General features: G+C 70.2%; 15 protein-coding genes and 1 pseudogene. 9 read left to right on the top strand and 7 right to left on the bottom strand.

Features of this window, described 5'->3' with window-relative positions; all coding sequences use genetic code 11:
• From P0W64_RS16290 to P0W64_RS16275, 4 genes and pseudogenes are all read left to right on the top strand, one after another.
• Positions 1-324: pseudogene (locus P0W64_RS16290) on the top strand (hypothetical protein); the annotation flags it as partial.
• A 9-nt stretch (positions 325-333) separates the two neighbouring features.
• Entirely contained in the window at positions 334-1,278 is a 945-nt protein-coding gene (gene pheA, locus P0W64_RS16285; RefSeq protein ID WP_275481207.1) for a prephenate dehydratase, read from the top strand.
• A complete protein-coding gene (locus P0W64_RS16280; RefSeq protein WP_275481206.1) occupies positions 1,275-1,904 on the top strand; it encodes a histidine phosphatase family protein in 630 nt (209 codons plus the stop codon). The genes pheA and P0W64_RS16280 overlap by 4 nt, the downstream gene beginning before the upstream one ends.
• Positions 1,905-1,925: 21 nt before the next feature.
• The gene (locus tag P0W64_RS16275) at positions 1,926-2,774 is read left to right on the top strand and encodes a hypothetical protein (protein ID WP_275481205.1); all 849 of its coding nucleotides are present in this window, start codon (positions 1,926-1,928) and stop codon (positions 2,772-2,774) included.
• On the opposite strand, the gene P0W64_RS16270 is transcribed toward P0W64_RS16275, so the two are convergent.
• Positions 2,771-3,115, bottom strand: coding sequence for a metallopeptidase family protein (locus tag P0W64_RS16270; protein WP_275481204.1), 345 nt, complete (start codon positions 3,113-3,115; stop codon positions 2,771-2,773). The genes P0W64_RS16275 and P0W64_RS16270 overlap by 4 nt on opposite strands.
• On the bottom strand, positions 3,115-4,167 hold the full coding sequence (locus P0W64_RS16265; protein ID WP_275481203.1) for a septum formation family protein: 1,053 nt from the start codon (positions 4,165-4,167) through the stop codon (positions 3,115-3,117). Before P0W64_RS16265 ends, P0W64_RS16270 begins: the two co-directional genes overlap by 1 nt.
• Before the next feature lie 82 nt (positions 4,168-4,249).
• On the opposite strand from P0W64_RS16265, the gene serS reads away from it, so the two are divergent.
• On the top strand, positions 4,250-5,506 hold the full coding sequence (gene serS, locus P0W64_RS16260; protein WP_275481202.1) for a serine--tRNA ligase: 1,257 nt from the start codon (positions 4,250-4,252) through the stop codon (positions 5,504-5,506).
• A gap of 73 nt (positions 5,507-5,579) precedes the next feature.
• On the opposite strand, the gene P0W64_RS16255 is transcribed toward serS, so the two are convergent.
• From P0W64_RS16255 to P0W64_RS16240, 4 genes are all read right to left on the bottom strand, one after another.
• Positions 5,580-6,281: a TetR/AcrR family transcriptional regulator gene (locus P0W64_RS16255; RefSeq protein WP_275481201.1), complete on the bottom strand. Its 702-nt coding sequence runs from the start codon at positions 6,279-6,281 to the stop codon at positions 5,580-5,582.
• 50 nt (positions 6,282-6,331) lie between these two features.
• Positions 6,332-7,234 carry an alpha/beta fold hydrolase gene (locus P0W64_RS16250; protein ID WP_275481200.1) on the bottom strand — a complete coding sequence of 301 codons (903 nt, stop codon included), beginning with the start codon at positions 7,232-7,234 and terminating at the stop codon, positions 6,332-6,334.
• 191 nt (positions 7,235-7,425) lie between these two features.
• Complete coding sequence (locus tag P0W64_RS16245; protein WP_275481199.1) at positions 7,426-7,869, bottom strand: hypothetical protein; 444 nt, start codon at positions 7,867-7,869, stop codon at positions 7,426-7,428.
• Positions 7,870-8,062: 193 nt separating this feature from the next.
• A complete protein-coding gene (locus tag P0W64_RS16240; protein ID WP_275481198.1) occupies positions 8,063-9,658 on the bottom strand; it encodes an MBL fold metallo-hydrolase in 1,596 nt (531 codons plus the stop codon).
• A 114-nt stretch (positions 9,659-9,772) separates the two neighbouring features.
• Here P0W64_RS16240 and P0W64_RS16235 point away from each other — a divergent pair, with 114 nt between their 5' ends.
• The 4 genes from P0W64_RS16235 to P0W64_RS16220 all read left to right on the top strand — a co-directional run bounded on the left by P0W64_RS16235 (position 9,773) and on the right by P0W64_RS16220 (position 15,579).
• Positions 9,773-10,528: a lysophospholipid acyltransferase family protein gene (locus P0W64_RS16235; RefSeq protein ID WP_275481197.1), complete on the top strand. Its 756-nt coding sequence runs from the start codon at positions 9,773-9,775 to the stop codon at positions 10,526-10,528.
• Positions 10,521-11,384 carry an HAD family hydrolase gene (locus P0W64_RS16230; protein ID WP_275481196.1) on the top strand — a complete coding sequence of 288 codons (864 nt, stop codon included), beginning with the start codon at positions 10,521-10,523 and terminating at the stop codon, positions 11,382-11,384. The genes P0W64_RS16235 and P0W64_RS16230 overlap by 8 nt, the downstream gene beginning before the upstream one ends.
• Positions 11,385-11,519: 135 nt before the next feature.
• Entirely contained in the window at positions 11,520-13,535 is a 2,016-nt protein-coding gene (locus P0W64_RS16225) for a SpoIID/LytB domain-containing protein (protein ID WP_275481195.1), read from the top strand.
• A 208-nt stretch (positions 13,536-13,743) separates the two neighbouring features.
• Positions 13,744-15,579 (top strand): SpoIID/LytB domain-containing protein, encoded by a 1,836-nt coding sequence (locus tag P0W64_RS16220; RefSeq protein WP_275481194.1) that lies wholly within the window; start codon positions 13,744-13,746, stop codon positions 15,577-15,579.
• Here the strand turns inward: P0W64_RS16220 and P0W64_RS16215 are convergent.
• On the bottom strand, positions 15,576-16,796 hold the full coding sequence (locus P0W64_RS16215; RefSeq protein WP_275481193.1) for a glycosyltransferase: 1,221 nt from the start codon (positions 16,794-16,796) through the stop codon (positions 15,576-15,578). The genes P0W64_RS16220 and P0W64_RS16215 overlap by 4 nt on opposite strands.
• Position 16,797 lies beyond the last annotated feature (1 nt).

The raw sequence follows: 16,797 nt of genomic DNA, 5'->3' as shown, positions 1-16,797 counted from the left end.
TCGCCGCCCGAGGGGCGCCGCCTCTTCGAGTACGACGGTGACGCCATCGCGCTCGCCGAGTTCCTGGTGTGGGGAGTCCACGACGAGGGCCCGGGCTTCGCGGTGCGCGTCGCGGACGGCGCCGCCGCGCTTGCGGTCGTGGCGGGGACCGTCGCCGCTCTGACGGGATTCGACATCCCGTCCGCCGTCGAGTCGCCCGACGCCGCCCGCCTCGCGGCGCTGAACCCCATGGCCCGCGACGCCGTACGCGAACGATTGGCCCACCTGGTGGCCGGCGACGAGGTGGGCGCGGTCGCGCAGTACCTGGCCGAGGCCGGTCTGTAGGCTCACAGCGTGTCGCGCATCGCCTACTTCGGCCCCGCAGGGACCTTCACGGAGATGGCGGTGCTGCGCTGCGTGGATCTTGCGGCGCGCGGGGAGCTGAGCGCCCCCGGGCTGCCGGCCGGGGGCGATCCCGCCGGCATCGAGCGCGTGGCAGCGCCGTCGCCCATCGTGGCGCTCGGGATGGTTGCCGACGGTTCCGTCGACCTCGCGTGTGTGCCCATCGAGTCCTCGGTCGAGGGGCAGGTCACGCCGACCGTGGACACCCTCGGATTCGGCCCGCACCTGCAGATCTTCGCCGAGACGGACCTCGCGGTCAGCTTCTCGATCGCCGGTCGTGTTCCCCTGCCGGAGGTGCGTACCGTTGCCGCCTTCCCGGTGGCGTCGGCGCAGGTACGCGAGTGGGTCGCCGAGCACCTGCCCGCCGCCGAGATCGTCGTTGCGTCGTCGAATTCCGGTGCTGCGCAGGATGTTTCGTTGGGAAAGGCCGATGCCGCCGTGACGACCGCGCTGGCGGCCGAGATGTACGGCGTACCCGAGCTGGCCACGTCCGTAGCGGATGTGGCCGATGCCCGCACGCGCTTCGTCCTGTGCGGCCGGCCCGGGCCCGTCCCGCCGCGCACCGGAAGCGACTGCACGTCCGTGGTCCTCGACGTCCCGAGCCGGCCCGGTTCGCTCGCCCTCGCGATGTTCGAGTTCGCGCTGCGCGGAATCGATCTCACGCGCATCGAGTCCCGCCCGAAGCGAACGGCGTTGGGGGAGTATGTCTTCCACCTCGACTGTGTTGGGCACATCGATGACCCCGCCGTCGCCGAGGCGCTGGGCGCGCTGCACCGGGTGTGCGATGACGTGCGTTTCCTGGGATCCTGGCCGCGGCCCGCAGGCGGCGGAGTCGCGCCGCCCGAGCGCGGCGATTCAGCACGCTGGCTGGACGCACTGAGGAAGGGGGACCGGTGACCGGCACACTGCACCTGATTCGGCACGGACAGACCACGGCGAATGTGGAGAAGATCCTCGACACCCGTCCGCCGGGTGCGGCGCTGACAGCCGAGGGACGGGATCAGGCGCGCCGCTTCGCCGCCGATCGTCCCGGCGTTCGGCCCGCCGCTCTACTCAGCTCGGTCGCGCGGCGCGCGCAGCAGACCGCCGACCTGATCGGCAAGGGCTGGGGGGTTCCGTACCGCGTCGTCGACGGTGTCCACGAGATCCAGGTCGGCGATCTCGAGGGCCGCAACGACGAGGCCGCCCTAGAGCGGTTCCGCGAGTTCGTGCGGCGGTGGCACGACGGTGACGGCGCGGCGCGCTCCGAGGGTGGCGAGTCCGTCGACGATCTCCTCGAGCGGTATATCGCGGCCGTCGACCGGATCCGCGAGGACGATCTGCCAGGCGGCGACGTGTACCTGGTCAGCCACGGCGCGGCCATCCGCCTCGCCGCGGCGCGCCTGGCGGGTGTGCCCGCCGATTTCGCATTCGACAACCACCTGGCCAATGCGTCCGAGGTGGTCCTCGCTCCCGAGGGCGACCGCTGGCGGCTCGTGTCCTGGGGCGAGACGACCCGCTCGGATGCCGACCCGATGGGCTGAAACCCATCGCGGTCCGGCGCTATGGTCGAGATCGACGAGGCCGGTATGCCAGCGGGCGGACGGAGGGCCGATGAGGTCGACCAGGGGGCAGGCGAGATGAGCAGGCAGGGGAGCGGGGCCGACCGGGACCCCCGCGAGCCCGACCCCTCCTACCCGCCTACGGAGATGCGCCAGGCGTACAGCGCGGACGACGGCGACCGACACGGTTACCGCGCCTACGACGCCGACGAGACGGTTGCGGGCGGTTATGCGGCCGGCCCGACCGCGTACACATCGCAGCCGCCCGTGGCCGGCTATCCGGGCCACCAGGGCTCACCGCCGACGGGCCCGCACGGTACCGGCAGCTATCCCCCCGGCGCGTACCGATCGGGTGGCTACCCGGCGCCGTACCCGCAGCGGTCTTCGGGCGGCAGGCCAGTGTGGATCGCTGTGATGGTCGCCAGCATCGTCGTCATCGTGGCCTGCCTGGGCGTGGGCGCGTACCTCGTGTTCGGGGGCCCCTCGGGGACGAGCGCCGCGCCGTCGGTATCCACGGTGACCGCAACGGGTGGACCCGCCACTGACACGGGCTCGGCCTCGCCGACCACACGATCGCCGGGCACGCCGCCGGCGGGTGAGGTCGACACCTATTGCGACTCGACCGCCGGGTCCGGAACGCTCCAGAAGTCCGCCGTGAACAGCGTCACGAGTTGCCCGTTCGCAGAGAACGTCCGGGCCGCCTACAACGCCATGGGGCATCCCGGCACGCTGAGCCAGGTGTTCAGCCCTACCACGGGCACTCCCTACGACATGGTGTGCGACTACGCGGATCGGACGACCACCTTGATCGAGTGCACCGGCGGCGACAACGCGGTGGTGTGGCTGTACTAGCCCCAGCCCAGCTCGTGTAGACGGTGGTCGTCGATGCCGAAGTGATGGCCTACCTCGTGTAGCACGGTCACCCGGATCTCCTCGCGTAGCTGAGTCTCGGACGATGCCAGGGCCATGAGCGGCTCACGGTAGATGGTGATCCGATCGGGTAGGGCGCTGTACTCGGTTGTGCGGCGGGTGAGGTCGACGCCCTCGTACAGGCCGAGCAGTGTCGGGTCCTCGGCGTTGCGATCACGCACCAGGATGACCACATTGGACATGGCGCTCAGGAGTTCCTCGGGCACGTCGTCCAGCGCGTCGCCGACCCAGTCCTCGAACTGGGTCGCGCTCACCCGGAACATCAGCCGCCGGCCGGAACGGTCTGCGGGTTGGGTGCCATCCCCGGAGGCAGCGGCACCGGCGTCGGCAGGCGGCGTCCGGGCGGGCCCAGACCAGCCGGCTTCTTGCCGGCGATGAGCAGATCGCCGCTCTTCGCGGAGCCGGTGAGCGGCGCGAAGCCCCTGGTGGTCTTGGAGCTGGAGCCGATGAAGCAGATGACCTTGCGCGAACCAGCCGACCACGACGGCTGCGCCAACTTCGTCCACTGCAGCTGCAGGCTGGACTTGCGGAGCCCGTCGGATGCGCCGAACCACGTATTGGTGAGCGCGGGACACTGTTTGGCCAGGTAGGTCTCCTGTGTCTGCAGTGTCGGCCAGGATGCGTTCGGACCGCCGAACTGGCCCGCCATGTCGATATCGCCGGTCACTTCGAAGGCGTGCGGTTCGGAGCAGTCGACCGGTGCGGTCGCCTGCCCCTGCGGGCTGACCCCGACGCACGTGCCTACCGGCCACGCGACGGACTGGTCCTGGTCGGCGACCTTGCCCGTCATCTCCTGCGGCGTCCCGGTCCCGTCGACCATCTCTACGCCGCACCGCATGGTGCGTTCACCGCCGGCCCAGGCCGCCGCGTTCGGCCCGAGCAGCCCCACCTGGAAGCGGCCCATGGGATCGAGACGCTTGTCGAGGTACGACGCGACCAGAGGCGAGCACTGCTGTGTGCGGGTGGTCGAGAGCACCGCGTCCGTCGGGTAGGGATCCTTGGCGCCGAATGCCCGCGGTAGATCGCCGGCGACCTCGAACTTGTGCGGATTCGTGCACGGTACGAGTCGCAGAGCGGCCGTGTCGGTGCCGTTCCAGGTCACGCAGTCGCCGGCCTTCGACGCCGCGAAGTCCGAGGCGGCGGGCTTCGCGCGCGGCCCCTCGGCGGTCTCGTGGAAGGGTGACCGCTCCGACAGGTGCCCGGTCACCGCGGCGACCACGGCCACCACGACCGCACCGACGATGACGGCTACCAGCAGTACGCGGGCGTGCCCGCTGCCGATCCTGCGCTTGTGTGTGGGCGTCGACTCAGGCATCGCCCCCATCATGCCTGGTTCGCGCGCGTCGCGACCAGGTAGGCGGGAATCCGGGTGGACCTGCCACGTTAGGGTTGTAGCCGTGATCGACGTCAAGCTCCTCCGCGAAGACCCCGACCGCGTGCGCGCCTCGCAGCGCAATCGCGGCGAGGACCCGGCTCTCGTCGACGCCGTCCTGGCGGCCGACACCGAGCGGCGCGCCGCGGTGCTCTCCGCGGACACACTGCGCGCCGAGCAGAAGGCGGCTTCGAAGTCGATCGGCCAGGCAGCCGAGGAGGACCGTCCCGCGATGCTCGCGGCTGCGCAGGAGCTCAGCGCCCGCGTCAAGGAGGCCGAAGCGGCCCAGAACGCCGCCGACGCCGCCTTCGACGCGACGGCACGGCAGCTCTCGAACGTCATCGAGGACGGGGTCCCCCCCGGCGGCGAGGACGACTTCGTCGAGCTCGAGCGGGTCGGCGAGATCCCGGACATCGCCCGACCGCGCGACCACCTCGAGCTCGGCGAGACCCTGGGCCTGCTGGACATGGATCGCGGGGCCAAGGTGTCGGGCTCGCGCTTCTACTTCCTGACCGGACAGGGCGCGCTGTTCCAGATGGCGCTGCTGCAGCTCGCGGTGCAGAAAGCCGTAGCCAACGGCTTCCAGCTGATGATCCCGCCGGTCCTCGTGCGGCCCGACGTCATGGGCGGCACCGGCTTCCTGGGAGCGCACGCCGACGAGATCTACCATCTCGAAGAGGATGATCTGTACCTGGTCGGCACCTCGGAGGTTCCGCTGGCCGGCTACCACATGAACGAGATCATCGACCTCGCCGACGGGCCCCGTCGGTACGCCGCGCAGTCGAGCTGCTTCCGCCGCGAGGCCGGGTCGTACGGCAAGGACACCCGCGGCATCATCCGTGTGCACCAGTTCGACAAGATCGAGATGTTCGTCTATTGCCGCCCCGAGGAGGCCGCGGACGAGCACAAGCGCCTGCTCGCCTGGGAGAAGGAGATGCTCGCGGCGATCGAGGTGCCCTACCGTGTCATCGACATCGCGGGCGGCGACCTGGGATCGTCGGCCGCACGGAAGTACGACTGCGAGGGCTGGGTCCCGTCGCAGGGCCGGTACCGTGAACTCACGTCTACGTCGAATTGCACAACGTTCCAGGCGCGCCGCCTGAACATCCGGTACCGCGACGCCGACGGTCGCCCGCAGGTCGCCGCGACCCTCAACGGCACGCTCGCCACCACCCGCTGGCTCGTGTCGATCTGGGAGAACCACCAGCAGGCCGACGGTTCGATCCGCGTACCCGCTGCGCTCGCGCCCTTCCTCGGCACGGACGTCATCGCGCCCAAGTAGGCGTCCCGGTCCGTTCGATCGGTGGGCCGTCGCACTGCGACGATCGTGTGGCGGATCGACAGGCGGCACAGGCTCAGGCGTGCTGCCCGTCGCCGCGATCGTCCGTGAGCATCGCCGTCAGGACGGACGTCAGAACCGAGACCAGGTCGCCCGGATCGGTGCCGCCCTCTGCCCACTGCCACCAGGCCATCAGGAACTCGTTGACCGTCGGGATGAACCCCGTGTACACCCACGGGGCGGCGGGCGCGGCGCCTGCCGCCGCGGCGGCGCCCTGCAGCAGCTGCGCCCACTCGCGGCGACTGCTCAGACGGTGCTCCTCGAACTCGGTGCTCACGCCGACCACCTCGACGAAGGCCACTCGTAGCGCGCGCGGATCGTCGACCAGGGCCGCGACGTATGCGGTGAGTGCGGCCGCGATCAGCGCGCGCCGATCGAGCGGCGCCGAGGCGTGGGCGCGCGTGTACGTGCCGATCGCTTCGAGCACTGCGTCGCGCGTCCGCTCCTGCACGGTGTCGTACAGGTCCCGCAGCACCGATTCGCGGTCGCCGAACTGCTCGTAGAAGTGCCGCCTCGACACCCGCGCGGACTCGCAGATCGCGGACACCGTGGTGTGTCGATAGCCCTTCGTAGCGAACAGGTCCAGGGCGGCCTCCTCGAGCCGGACTCGTCGTTCGTTATGACGGGTATGCGCGTCCATCCCGCCGTACGGGCGTCCCGTGGCAGGCGCCGAGCGGCCTCCCTCGCCTTGGGAGCGACCGCGGGTCGATGGTGTCACGGCCGCTCAATCTACCCGTGTGCTGCCGGGCCGAGATGCCTCCGGAGGAGTCAGAGCGGGAACGGCACCCCCACGCTCGGGGGCGACTTCTGGTCGCCGACGACCGCGAAGCATTCGAGCGGCGTAGTGAACTCCGGATCGAAGTCCCGGAGGATCAGGGCGGCGACATTCGGTGAGATCGCCATGGCGAGGTGCCCCGACAGGTCCGTCGGGCAGACCTGCTGAAGGATCACGTTGCGCACGTTGGGGGCGGGCGGCATCTGCCCGCTCGTGTACGGCAGCACGACCTCGTCGTTCTCGCTGGAGATGTTCAGGTAGTGCGGACCTGGAACGGCCGGCGTCCCACCCGAGTTCAGCTTGCGCAGGAACGTGGATCCGGGTGCGAAGTCGGCGCAGGCACCGCAGCCGATCGAGCGGATGGCGTCCGACAGACCCAGCTGCGTCATGAGAGCGGTCAGGCCGTACAGGGTGGTACCCCGATAGTTGGTGCCGAATCCGGCGTAGCGGTCCACGACCCGGGCTCCACCGAGCGCCTTCATGTAATAGGCGGCCACCGTGGTGCCCTCGGAGTGGCCGATGATGTCCACCTTCTTCGCGCCGGTCGCCTTGCGTACCTGATCGACGTGATATCCGAGCTGAGCCGCCGCGGTGGCCAGTGAGTCGAGCCCACCGGCCCAGCCGAGCCCCAACGCGGTCTGGCCGTAGGTGGGGGTGAACACGCAATAGCCGGCGCGCGCGAAGATGTTCGACAGGTAGAACCAGTTCTCCAGCCCGTTCGCGGTCATGCCGTGCGCGAACACGACCGGCTGCGGGTGTCGGGCCGAGGGGCGGCAGTGGAAGTCGTTCCAGCCGCCGCCTGCGGGCGGCGGCGCGGCGGCGCCTGGTGCTGCTCCCATGCAGGCGGCGGTGACGATCGCCACGATCGCCCACGCCGTCCGTCGTGCCCATGTCATCGCCATATCCCACCTCGACCTAGCCCCGTAAATGTGGAACGCGTACGTTCCTGATGTAGAGATGTAATGCACGTCACTATCGGATGTCAAGATCACTTCATGAACGGCGTGCGTGCGCACTGCTCGGGCAGATGCCGTAGTGCGCCGACGTCGAACAGGAACCGGAGCGTTCTGATTCAGAGCGAGTGCCGTCAGTCTCGGATCTCGAGCCACCAGGGACCGTCGATGTGGCGGTGGTGGTACCCGCCGCCCGCTGGCGGCCGAGACCGTGCGTCCGGCACGTAGGCGTAGTCGAATACGGTGACGGACCCGCCCGGCCTCAGGGTGAAACGCACGATGCCGTCCTCCTTTGCGGTGCCCGTGACCGGGAAGGTGTCGACCCTGCGGCCGTGGTCGTCGCGGAATTCCGCTCGTGGGTCGATGAGCGCGGCCTGGGCGGCACGCTCCAGGTACGGGCGCCCGACGGACCAGCGCAGCTCGGCGGGCAGCCCCCAGGTCGAGGCCGACAGTCCGGCGACGCCGACGACCGGGATCACGAGGTGGCGCCACCCCCACTGGCTAGACGTGAACAGTGCCAAGATGATTCGCGTAGACCAGACCACGATCAGCGCGGCGGCGCAGAGGAAGACACTCATCGCCGGGAACAGGTCGCCGTCAGGCGCCGACTCTTCCCACAGCCACGCTGCGACGACGAGCGTGACGCAACCCGTCAGGACTTATCCGGGCGGGCGGCGCCACCACACCGCAGGTTCCACCGCCGCGGCAGGCGGCTGCGCCGCTGGGCCAGGTCCCATAGCCGCACCGGGTTCCACAACGCCGGTCTGGAGGCTAGGCGTCCAGCTTGCGGGCCCGCAGCTCGTGGCCCGATGAGGTGAGACACCGCCCAGAACTCAGATCCCACTGCCATCCGTGCAGGTTGCAGGTAAGTTTCTCGCCCTCGACGACGCCGAACTTCGACAGATCGGCCTTCAGGTGCGGGCAGCGCCGCTGGACCTCCCAGCCGGCCAGCTCGGTGGACGCGGTGTCGTCGTGCGCCTCGGAGAACCAGCCGTCGGCGTATGCGATCCGCTCGTCGGTGAGGCATTTGAAGAACGTGTAGAGGAACTCGTTGTACCCGCCGATGCGCCACGTCGTGAACCGGGTGGACAGGAAGATCGTATTGACCCAATCGGGTTCGTCGTCGCGTAGGACCGTGCGCACGAGCTCGGGGGCGATGCGGAAGCCGTAGCGGTACTTGCCGTCGTCGTCCTTGGGTTCCCGCACCACGCGATCGGGGAAGTCGAGGACTACCGTCTCGTCGCCCATCTCCAGGCCGACCGGGTAGCCGATTCCGTCGCAGATCAGGTCGGAGGCGGCCATGATCGGCTCGAACTTGGCGCGCAGCGCCCCGATGAGGGGCACACCGTCGTCGGCCGCCCAGGAAGCCTTCTCGGCGGCGAGTACGGGGGCCTGGCGCTCGGCGAACGCGTCGAGGTACTCGGTCTTGGACTCGAAGATCCGCATGACCTCCTCCTCGGGGACGGGATGGGTCAGCGACAGCATCTCGGTCCCGCGGAAGTCACCGACGGTGCCGGGGATGAAGAGCAGGCCCTGCCCCGGCTTCTCGCTCCCGTTCCCAGCCTTCTTCATCTCCTCGAGGAAGGTGATCTGGTCGGGGAAGATGTTCGACAGGTCGCCGCCGACCGTGTCCGCGTCGACGCGGCCCTCGTCGTTCAGGTAGCGCAACTCCGGGTCCAGGAACGCGGGCGGCCCCGCGGACGGAACGACCCAGCTGGCCGCCACCTGGTCGACGTAGCTGCGCGCCCGGTCCATGCCGCGCTGACGCTTCTGCTCCGCGAATCGCCGCTTGGAACCGCGGGGCATGTCGTAGACCATCGGGTACCAGATCGCGCCCGAGTACTGCAGCAGGTGCACGTCGATGTGCCCGAACTCCTCACCGAGGACGTCCATATCGACGGGCCGGGCGTCGTTCATGTTGAACAGGGTGGTCTCGCCGTCGGATACGACCAGGCCCGAGTCGCCGATCGGCCCGTCTGCGGGTGCGCGCAGGGCGATGATCATCACGTCCAAGTCGCCCTTGGGGCCGCTGACGGTGTGGCGGACCGAGTCCTGCGTCTCGAAGAACTTGGTGAAGCCGAGGCGCTCGAGCTCGCGGCGCAGGTCCGGTACGGGGTAGTCCGGCAGCAGGACGGTGGCGTCCTTGCTGATGTTCTCGACCAGGTTCTTCTCGTCGAAGTGGTCCCGGTGCAGGTGGGATACGTACAGGTAGTCGACGTCGCCGAGCGCCTTCCAGTCCAGCTGCGTGTTGTCGGGGAACGGGAACCACGAACCGAAGTACGCGGGGTTGACCCACGGGTCGCACAGGATGGTGCCGGCGGCTGTGGTGATGTGGAAGCCCGCGTGACCAACGCTGGTGACCTGCACGGTGGAAGCCTTTCGTTAGGGGCTGGTGTCGGGGCCTGCGGAGCCCGAATCGGGTACCAGGGTAATCGCCCGCCAGCTGCACCCGCGCCGCGCGCTGCGGCTACGCTGGCGCCCGTGGAACCCGTCTACGGCACCGTCCTCGAAGTCGCGCGCGCCATGTGGGCCCTGCAGGGCATCAGATTCACCGAGGTCGACTTCCACAAGTTCCCCCGCGCCGGTGGCGCCGTCGTCGCGATCAATCACACCGGTTACCTCGACTTCCCCTTCGCCGGTAAGCCCGCATTCGCTGCCGGGCGACGCAAGGTGCGGTTCATGGCCAAGAAGGAGGTCTTCGACGATCCCAAGTCGGGACCGATCATGCGGGCCCTGCGCCACATCCCCGTCGACCGCGAGGCCGGGTCCGAGGCGTATCAGGCCGCCGTCGCCGCGCTCCGATCCGGTGAACTCGTCGGCGTGTACCCAGAGGCGACGCACAGCCGCAGCTTCGAGTTGAAGGCCTTCAAGTCCGGAGCCGCCCGCATGGCCATCGAGGCGGACGTGCCGATCGTTCCCGTCGTCGTGTGGGGGGCGCAGCAGATCTGGACCAAGGGGCTGCCGAAGCGCCTGGGCCGCAACAACTTCCGTGTGATGATCGGAGTATGCGACCCGATCGACCCGGTCGGTCCGCCGGATGCGCTCACGGCACGTCTCAAGCGCGAGATGCAGGCGATGCTGGATCAACTGCAACACCTGTACGGCGCGCACCCCCAGGGTGAGCCGTGGGTACCCGCACGCCTGGGCGGCTCGGCCCCGACGCTGGAGGAGGCCGACGCGCTGGATGCCGCAGAACTCGACGAGCGCCGTCGGCGGCGTGAGGGGCGGGATGACTGACGCTGCTCCCGTGGTCGCCGTCCCCGCGCGCGCCGCGCTGGGTGAGCGCCCGCTGCTCGTCGCGAGCGATGTCGACGGAACCCTGGTGGGGCCCGACGAGTTGCTCAGCCCCCGGACCCGACGGACCCTCTCGGCCCTCCGGGACGCGGGCACGGCGTTCGTGCTGGCGACGGGACGGCCGCCGCGAGCCGTCGATCCGATCGCGGCACAGCTGGACTTCGCGCCGCTCGCCGTCGCCGCGAACGGTGCGGTGCTGTACGACACCGGATCCGGGAGGGTCGTGTCGGCGTCCTTGCTGTCGCCTGAGCAGCTCGCGCAGATCGCAGAGCTCGTGTACGAGTACCTGCCCGGCGCCGGCTTCGCCGCCGAGCGCGTCGTGACGGGTGAGCACGATGCGGCGACTCCGTCGTTCGTAGCTTCGACGGGTTACCAGCACGCATGGCTGGACCCGGACACGGTCGAGGCGGACGACGCGGGCGTGATCGACGGCCCCGCCGTAAAGCTGCTGGTACGGCAGCCCGGGCTGACCAGCGACGAGATGTACGCGCGCGTGGCGCCGCACCTCGGTGGTATCGCGGATGTCACGTACGCCTCCAACAACGGGCTTCTCGAGTTCCACGTCCCGGGTGTCACCAAGGCCTCGGGCGTACGCGCCGCCCTGAAGTATCTCGGGCTGCCGGCGGAGGCACGCGTCGCCGCGTTCGGTGACATGCCGAACGACACCGAGATGCTGCACTGGGCGGGCGTCGGTATCGCTGTCGCCAATGCTCATCCCGCTGCCCGCGCCGCCGCGGATCTCACGACCGCCGCGAACGTCGACGACGGCGTCGCCGCGGTCCTGGAGCGCTGGCTGTAGCCGGGTCGGGAGTCGCGTGTTCGCGATACGCGTGTTGTTAGAGTGACATCTACGTAGTTCTGGGGTTTACTGTAGTCACACCAGTCACACGAGTAACAGCACTCGTGCGCCTGTCTGTGATCGAAGGAGAACCCCATGCCCGTGTGGATCGACGGAGGCCCCCGCATCTCCCGACGGCAGAGCGTGCTGCGCTACGCGGCTCTCGCCGCGGTTCCCGCCGTGGCGCTGGGCGGCCTGATGGTCGGTGGCAGCACGACGTCGGAGCCGTCCGACGCCGCGGCCGCCGCGCCGTCGGTGACGTTCGTGGGCTCGGGCAACGGGCACGGTCGTGGCATGGGCCAGTGGGGCGCCTTCGGCTACGCGAAGGCGGGCTGGTCCGCTGAAAAGATCTTGGCTCACTACTACGGTGGCACCGCGTTGGGAAAGGTGGACGGGAACACCCCGGTGACTACGCAGCTCACGAAGCAGCGCCGGGTGGACGTCTACGCGGGCGCCGGCGCAGTGGTCGCGGGGAAGGTTGTCGCCCCGGGCCAGGCGGTGAGTCTGGACGGGACCACCGCGACCGTGCGACGCGGTTGCGGTGGCCCCGTAGTGAGACGCTTCCAGGTCCCGAACGCGACGGTGAATCCCGTCGCGGTGGGCCTGAACCGGCCCGCTAGGGAACTGCTCACGTTCTGCGGCAGCAACGCCGCCTACCGCGGCAGCATCGCCCTTAAGGACGGCAAGGTCTACAACACCGCGGGCGTCGACGACTACCTGCGTGGCGTCGTGCCCGCCGAGAGTCCCGCCGAATGGGCCGATGAGGGCGGCTTCCAGGCGCTCCGGGCGCAGGCCGTCGCCGCGCGCTCGTACGCGTTGTCCGCGTCGAAGGCCCGGGGGCTGAAGTTCGACGACACCCAGGCCTCCCAGGTGTACGGCGGCGTCGCCAAGGAGGATCCGCGCACCGACAAGGCGATTGCGACCACCGCGGGGCTCGTCGTCTCCAAGAACGGCAGCGTCGCTCAGACCGAGTTCTCGTCCTCGACCGGCGGCTACACCGCAGGCGGCACATTCCCCGCGGTCCCCGACGCCGGCGATGCCGCGTCGCCGTACAAGAAGTGGACCCAGACCGTATCCGCCAACGACATCGGCTCGAAGTTCGGCGTCGGGAGGCTCGAGTCCATCAAGGTCACCAAGGTTCAGGGCCGCGATGTGCCGCGTGCCGAGCAGGTGACCGTGGTCGGAACGCGGGGCACGAAGACGGTGTCCGGCATGGACATCCGCAGCAGACTCGGTCTCCGATCCGACGTGTTCGTCATCGAGGCCCCGAAGCCCGTCGCCCCGAAGTCGGGCGACCGGGGGCCCGCGGAGGTGCGCAACGTCGCCGAGACCGAGACCGCGACGCCGGGTGAGGTCGTCGCGGATCCGGTCGTCGGGGTGACCATCCCGGCGGTGACTCCGATCCCGGGCGTCGCCGCGGTCCCGACGGCGGCAGCGGTCCCGACAGTGGCAGCGGCCCCGTCCGTCAACCCACTGAACCCCGTCCCCACGGCACCCAACGCAGCACAGATCGCGCCCAGCGCCGGCGCTGCGGTAGCGCCCGTGGTGACGCAGATACAGCAGGCGGCTCCTACCGTGACGGATCCGAAGCAGGCGGCGGTCACAGCTGCCGCGGCGATAGCGCAGGCGTACCAGGCGTCGGGCGGCGATGGCGGCTCGCTGGGCAAGGTCACGGGCACGCCCGTGCTGCTGCCCGGTGCCCAGGCGATGTTCCAGTCGTACGAGAAGGGCACCGTGTTCTGGACTCCGACGGCGGGCGCGCAGGTCATCCCGTCCGGCGTGGCGGCGCCCCAGACGCTGATGAACTGGGCGGCGGCGTTCGCGTCGGGTGGAAAGCCGGACCTGCCGAACATCCCTCTGCTGAACCTGATCCCCGGCTGGGGCTCGCTGCTCGGCATCACGCCGGGCGGTGACACCGCGTCGCTGCTGGGCACCGTTGCGACAACGGCGGCGGCCCCGTCGTCGGATGCGGGTTCCGTGGCCCCGACGGTGCCGAACTCGGGCGCGCCCACTGCGCCCGGCGTCGCGCCGGCCACACCGTCGGCCCAGGCCGTATCCGCTGGGCCGACCACACCGAACCCGCCGGCGATCGCGACCGCGGCGCCGAGGTAGGCGGCCCACGTCACGCCCGGTCCGTGCGGCCGAATCCCGCCGATGTAACTAATGGTGCGTGTGATGCCAGTGTGACTTTTGATCGTTATTGGTGTTTACTTGAGGCGCAATAGTCACAGGAGTAACACGCGCTGACTGTGCGGTGCTCGTCCATGGCGCCCTATGCCTCCGGTGTGGGGACCAGACCGACGAACGAAGGAGACACCAGATGCCCGTGTGGATCGACGGAGGACCTCGTCGTTCGCGACGCCGGCGGGCCACGCGTGCCGCAGTGTTCGCCGCCGTGCCCGTGTTGGTGATCGGCGGCGCACTCATCGATAACGGCACCCGCATGCAGACGGCGGCCGACACCGCCCCCGGCAGTGCGGGCGGGCACGGCCGCGGGATGAGTCAGCTCGGCGCGCTCGAGTACGCGAAGCAGGGCTGGAGCGCGCAGCAGATCCTCGGGCACTACTACCCGGGCACGACCATGGGTTCCGTGAACACGGGCAGCCCCGTCACCGTGAAGCTGACCAAGCAGAGCAACCTCGACGTGCTCGCCCCGGCGGGTGCGGTCGTCGGCGGGCAGCAGGTCGCTCCGGGACAGGCCGTCAGCATTCAGGGCGCCACCGCTACGGTGCGCACCGGCTGCGGCGGGCCCGTTGTCACGTCGTTCCCGGCCCCGGACGCCACGGTGCGCCCGCTCAGCAACAACCAGTCCCTCCCCGCCGACCAGGTGCTGCGCTTCTGCGGCAGCAACGCCGGGTATCGCGGCAGCCTGACCGCCAAAGACGGCGGCGTGTACAACACCGTCGGCCTCGAGGACTATGTGCGCAGCGTCGTCTCCGTCGAGAACTCGCCGGACTGGGCAGACAAGGGCGGTACGGCCGCACTGCAGGCGCAGGCGATAGCGGCGCGCTCGTATGCGCTGGTGCGGGGGGCCGAGCGTGGCGACGGTTTCGACGACACCCAGGGATCGCAGGTGTACGGCGGGGTGAACAAGGAGGACCCGCGGACCGACCGGGCCGTCGCGAGCACGGCAGGTCTGGTGATGTCCCAGAACGGCCGGGTCTACGAGACCGAGTACGGTGCCTCCCGCGCCGATGATCCGCAGGTCGGACCCGCGCGACCGATCGGGCAGCCCGGTGCCGTGGTCGCCGAGACCGTCGCGGCAGCCGCACCCGCCGCGCCGACCGGCGCGGTCACCGCCGCGGCGTCCACGCCGGCCGCGGCGGGGGTACCGACGGTGCCCGGCACGGCCACGGGCGCGCAGGCCCCGACCGCAGCGGCCCAGGCCCCGACAGCGGCCCAGGCCCCAAGTGCTGCCGGCGCGGTCCCGACGGCTGCGGCGCAGGTGCCGACGGCCGCCGCGCAGCCGTCCGTGAACACGAACAACCCGACGCCTACGGCGCCCAACTCGTCGCAGATCGCTCCCAGCGCTGGTGGGACGACGCAGGGGCAGAGCCAGGTCCAGACACAGAGTCAGGGGCAGGTCCCGACCGTGGCCCAGGCCCAGCAGGCGCCCGCGGATCCCAAGCAGACCGCCGCTACGGCGGGTGCGGCGATCGCGCAGGCGTACCAGGCCGCCGGAGGCGAGGGCGGCCAGCTCGGGAAGGTCACCGGCACGCCGGTGCTGCTTCCGGGCGGGCAGGCGATGTTCCAGTCGTACGAGAAGGGCACGGTCTTCTGGACGCCCGCAGGCGGTGCGCAGGTGATCCCGTCGGGCGTGGCCGCACCGGCGACGCTGATGAACTGGGCGGCGGCGTTCGCTTCCGGTGGAAAGCCGGAGCTGCCCGACATCCCGATGCTGAACCTGATCCCCGGCTGGGGCTCGCTGCTCGGCATCACGCCGGGAGGGGACACCGCGTCACTGCTCGGCACGTCGGCGACGAGCGCGCCCGCGGCACCTTCCACAGCGGGATCGGCGGCGCCCAGCGTGCCGAACTCGGGTGCCCCCACCGCTCCCGCGACCGCGACGACCGCTCCGGCAGCCCCGACGACTCCGGCGACTCCGGCGGCGCCTGCGGCGCCGTCCGGAGCTGTAGCGACGGCCGCACCTCGCTAGAGCGAGCGGTACACGTCGAGCAGGCGTTCGGTGACACGGGACTGGCGCGGGGCGTCCCATGCGGCCCGTTGGGCGTCGGACATCGCCGTGACGGCCCGACGGTCCGCCGCCAGGCGCCGCAGCTCGTGGGCCAGAGCACCGGTCGAGCTGTCGGCCGTGCACACGCCGCCGCCGGGCGCGAGGGATTCGGCGAGGTCGGGGTCGCAGTAGACGACCGGAGTACCGACCGCGGTCGCCTCGAGTAGCACGACGCATTGGGTGTCGAAGTCGAACGAGTTCACCAGCGCGATGTCCGCGGCGGCGAGGGCGCATAGGGCATCCAGATGCGGAACACGCCCGTGGCAGCGCACGTCGTCGGCCCGGCCGCGCTCGGCGGCCAGCCGCTCGAGCGCAGGCTGCAGGTCGCCGTCGCCGTACAGGTCGAGCGTCACGCCGGGCACCCGCGTCACCGCGTCGACGGCCTCACGCACGCGCTTCTCCGCGGACAGCCGCCCCAGGTAGACGGCGCGCAGCCCGATGCCGGGTGGCGATTCGGATGCGGCACGTGCGGCGTCGACGAGCGCGTCGTCCACGCCGTTGGAGACCACGGTCAGGGGTCGGGTCACGCCGTGCGCACGGAGCCTCCTGGCGAAGTGCTCGGTGGGCGCGACGACGTGGTCGGCGGCGTGCGCCTGGGCGGCCATCGAATGCCAGGACACGGCCGCGGACCGTGAGTCGCCGGCGACGGTGACGCGCGGCGGGTATTCGAGGTACCGCCGGAGCGCGAGGCCGAGGAGGACCGGTCCGACGAGCGGGAACGGCGAGGTCTGCTCGAAGAACGCGTCGTCGCGGCTGTGCATCGTCTGCACCACGGGCACGCCGCACGCACGGGCCGCGCGGATCCCGATAACCGCCACTCCGAAACTGCTGTGGATGTGTGCTATATCGAATGGGCCGCGCCGAGTCAATTCCCGTGTCGTCGTTTCGATATTGCGATTACTGGGCGCGACGAACCTGTATTGATCGACTTTGGAAGCAATATGCGCAACGCGGCTCGCTGCTCGCAATTCCGGGAGCACGACGGTGTCCGAGTCAGGCTCATCGCGTCTGCCGAGGGGCGCGGTGAACACGCAAACCCGGTGTCCCAGACGGCGAAAAGCATTGACCTGTGCTGTGATCGATGTCTGGATACCACCCAGGCTGTCCGGGTGGAAATCGGTGAACACCGCGATCCGCATG

The sequence above is a fragment of the Tsukamurella sp. 8F genome, assembly GCF_029167375.1.
GTDB lineage: Bacteria > Actinomycetota > Actinomycetes > Mycobacteriales > Mycobacteriaceae > Tsukamurella.
This window is presented reverse-complemented; position numbering and strand designations above follow the sequence as displayed.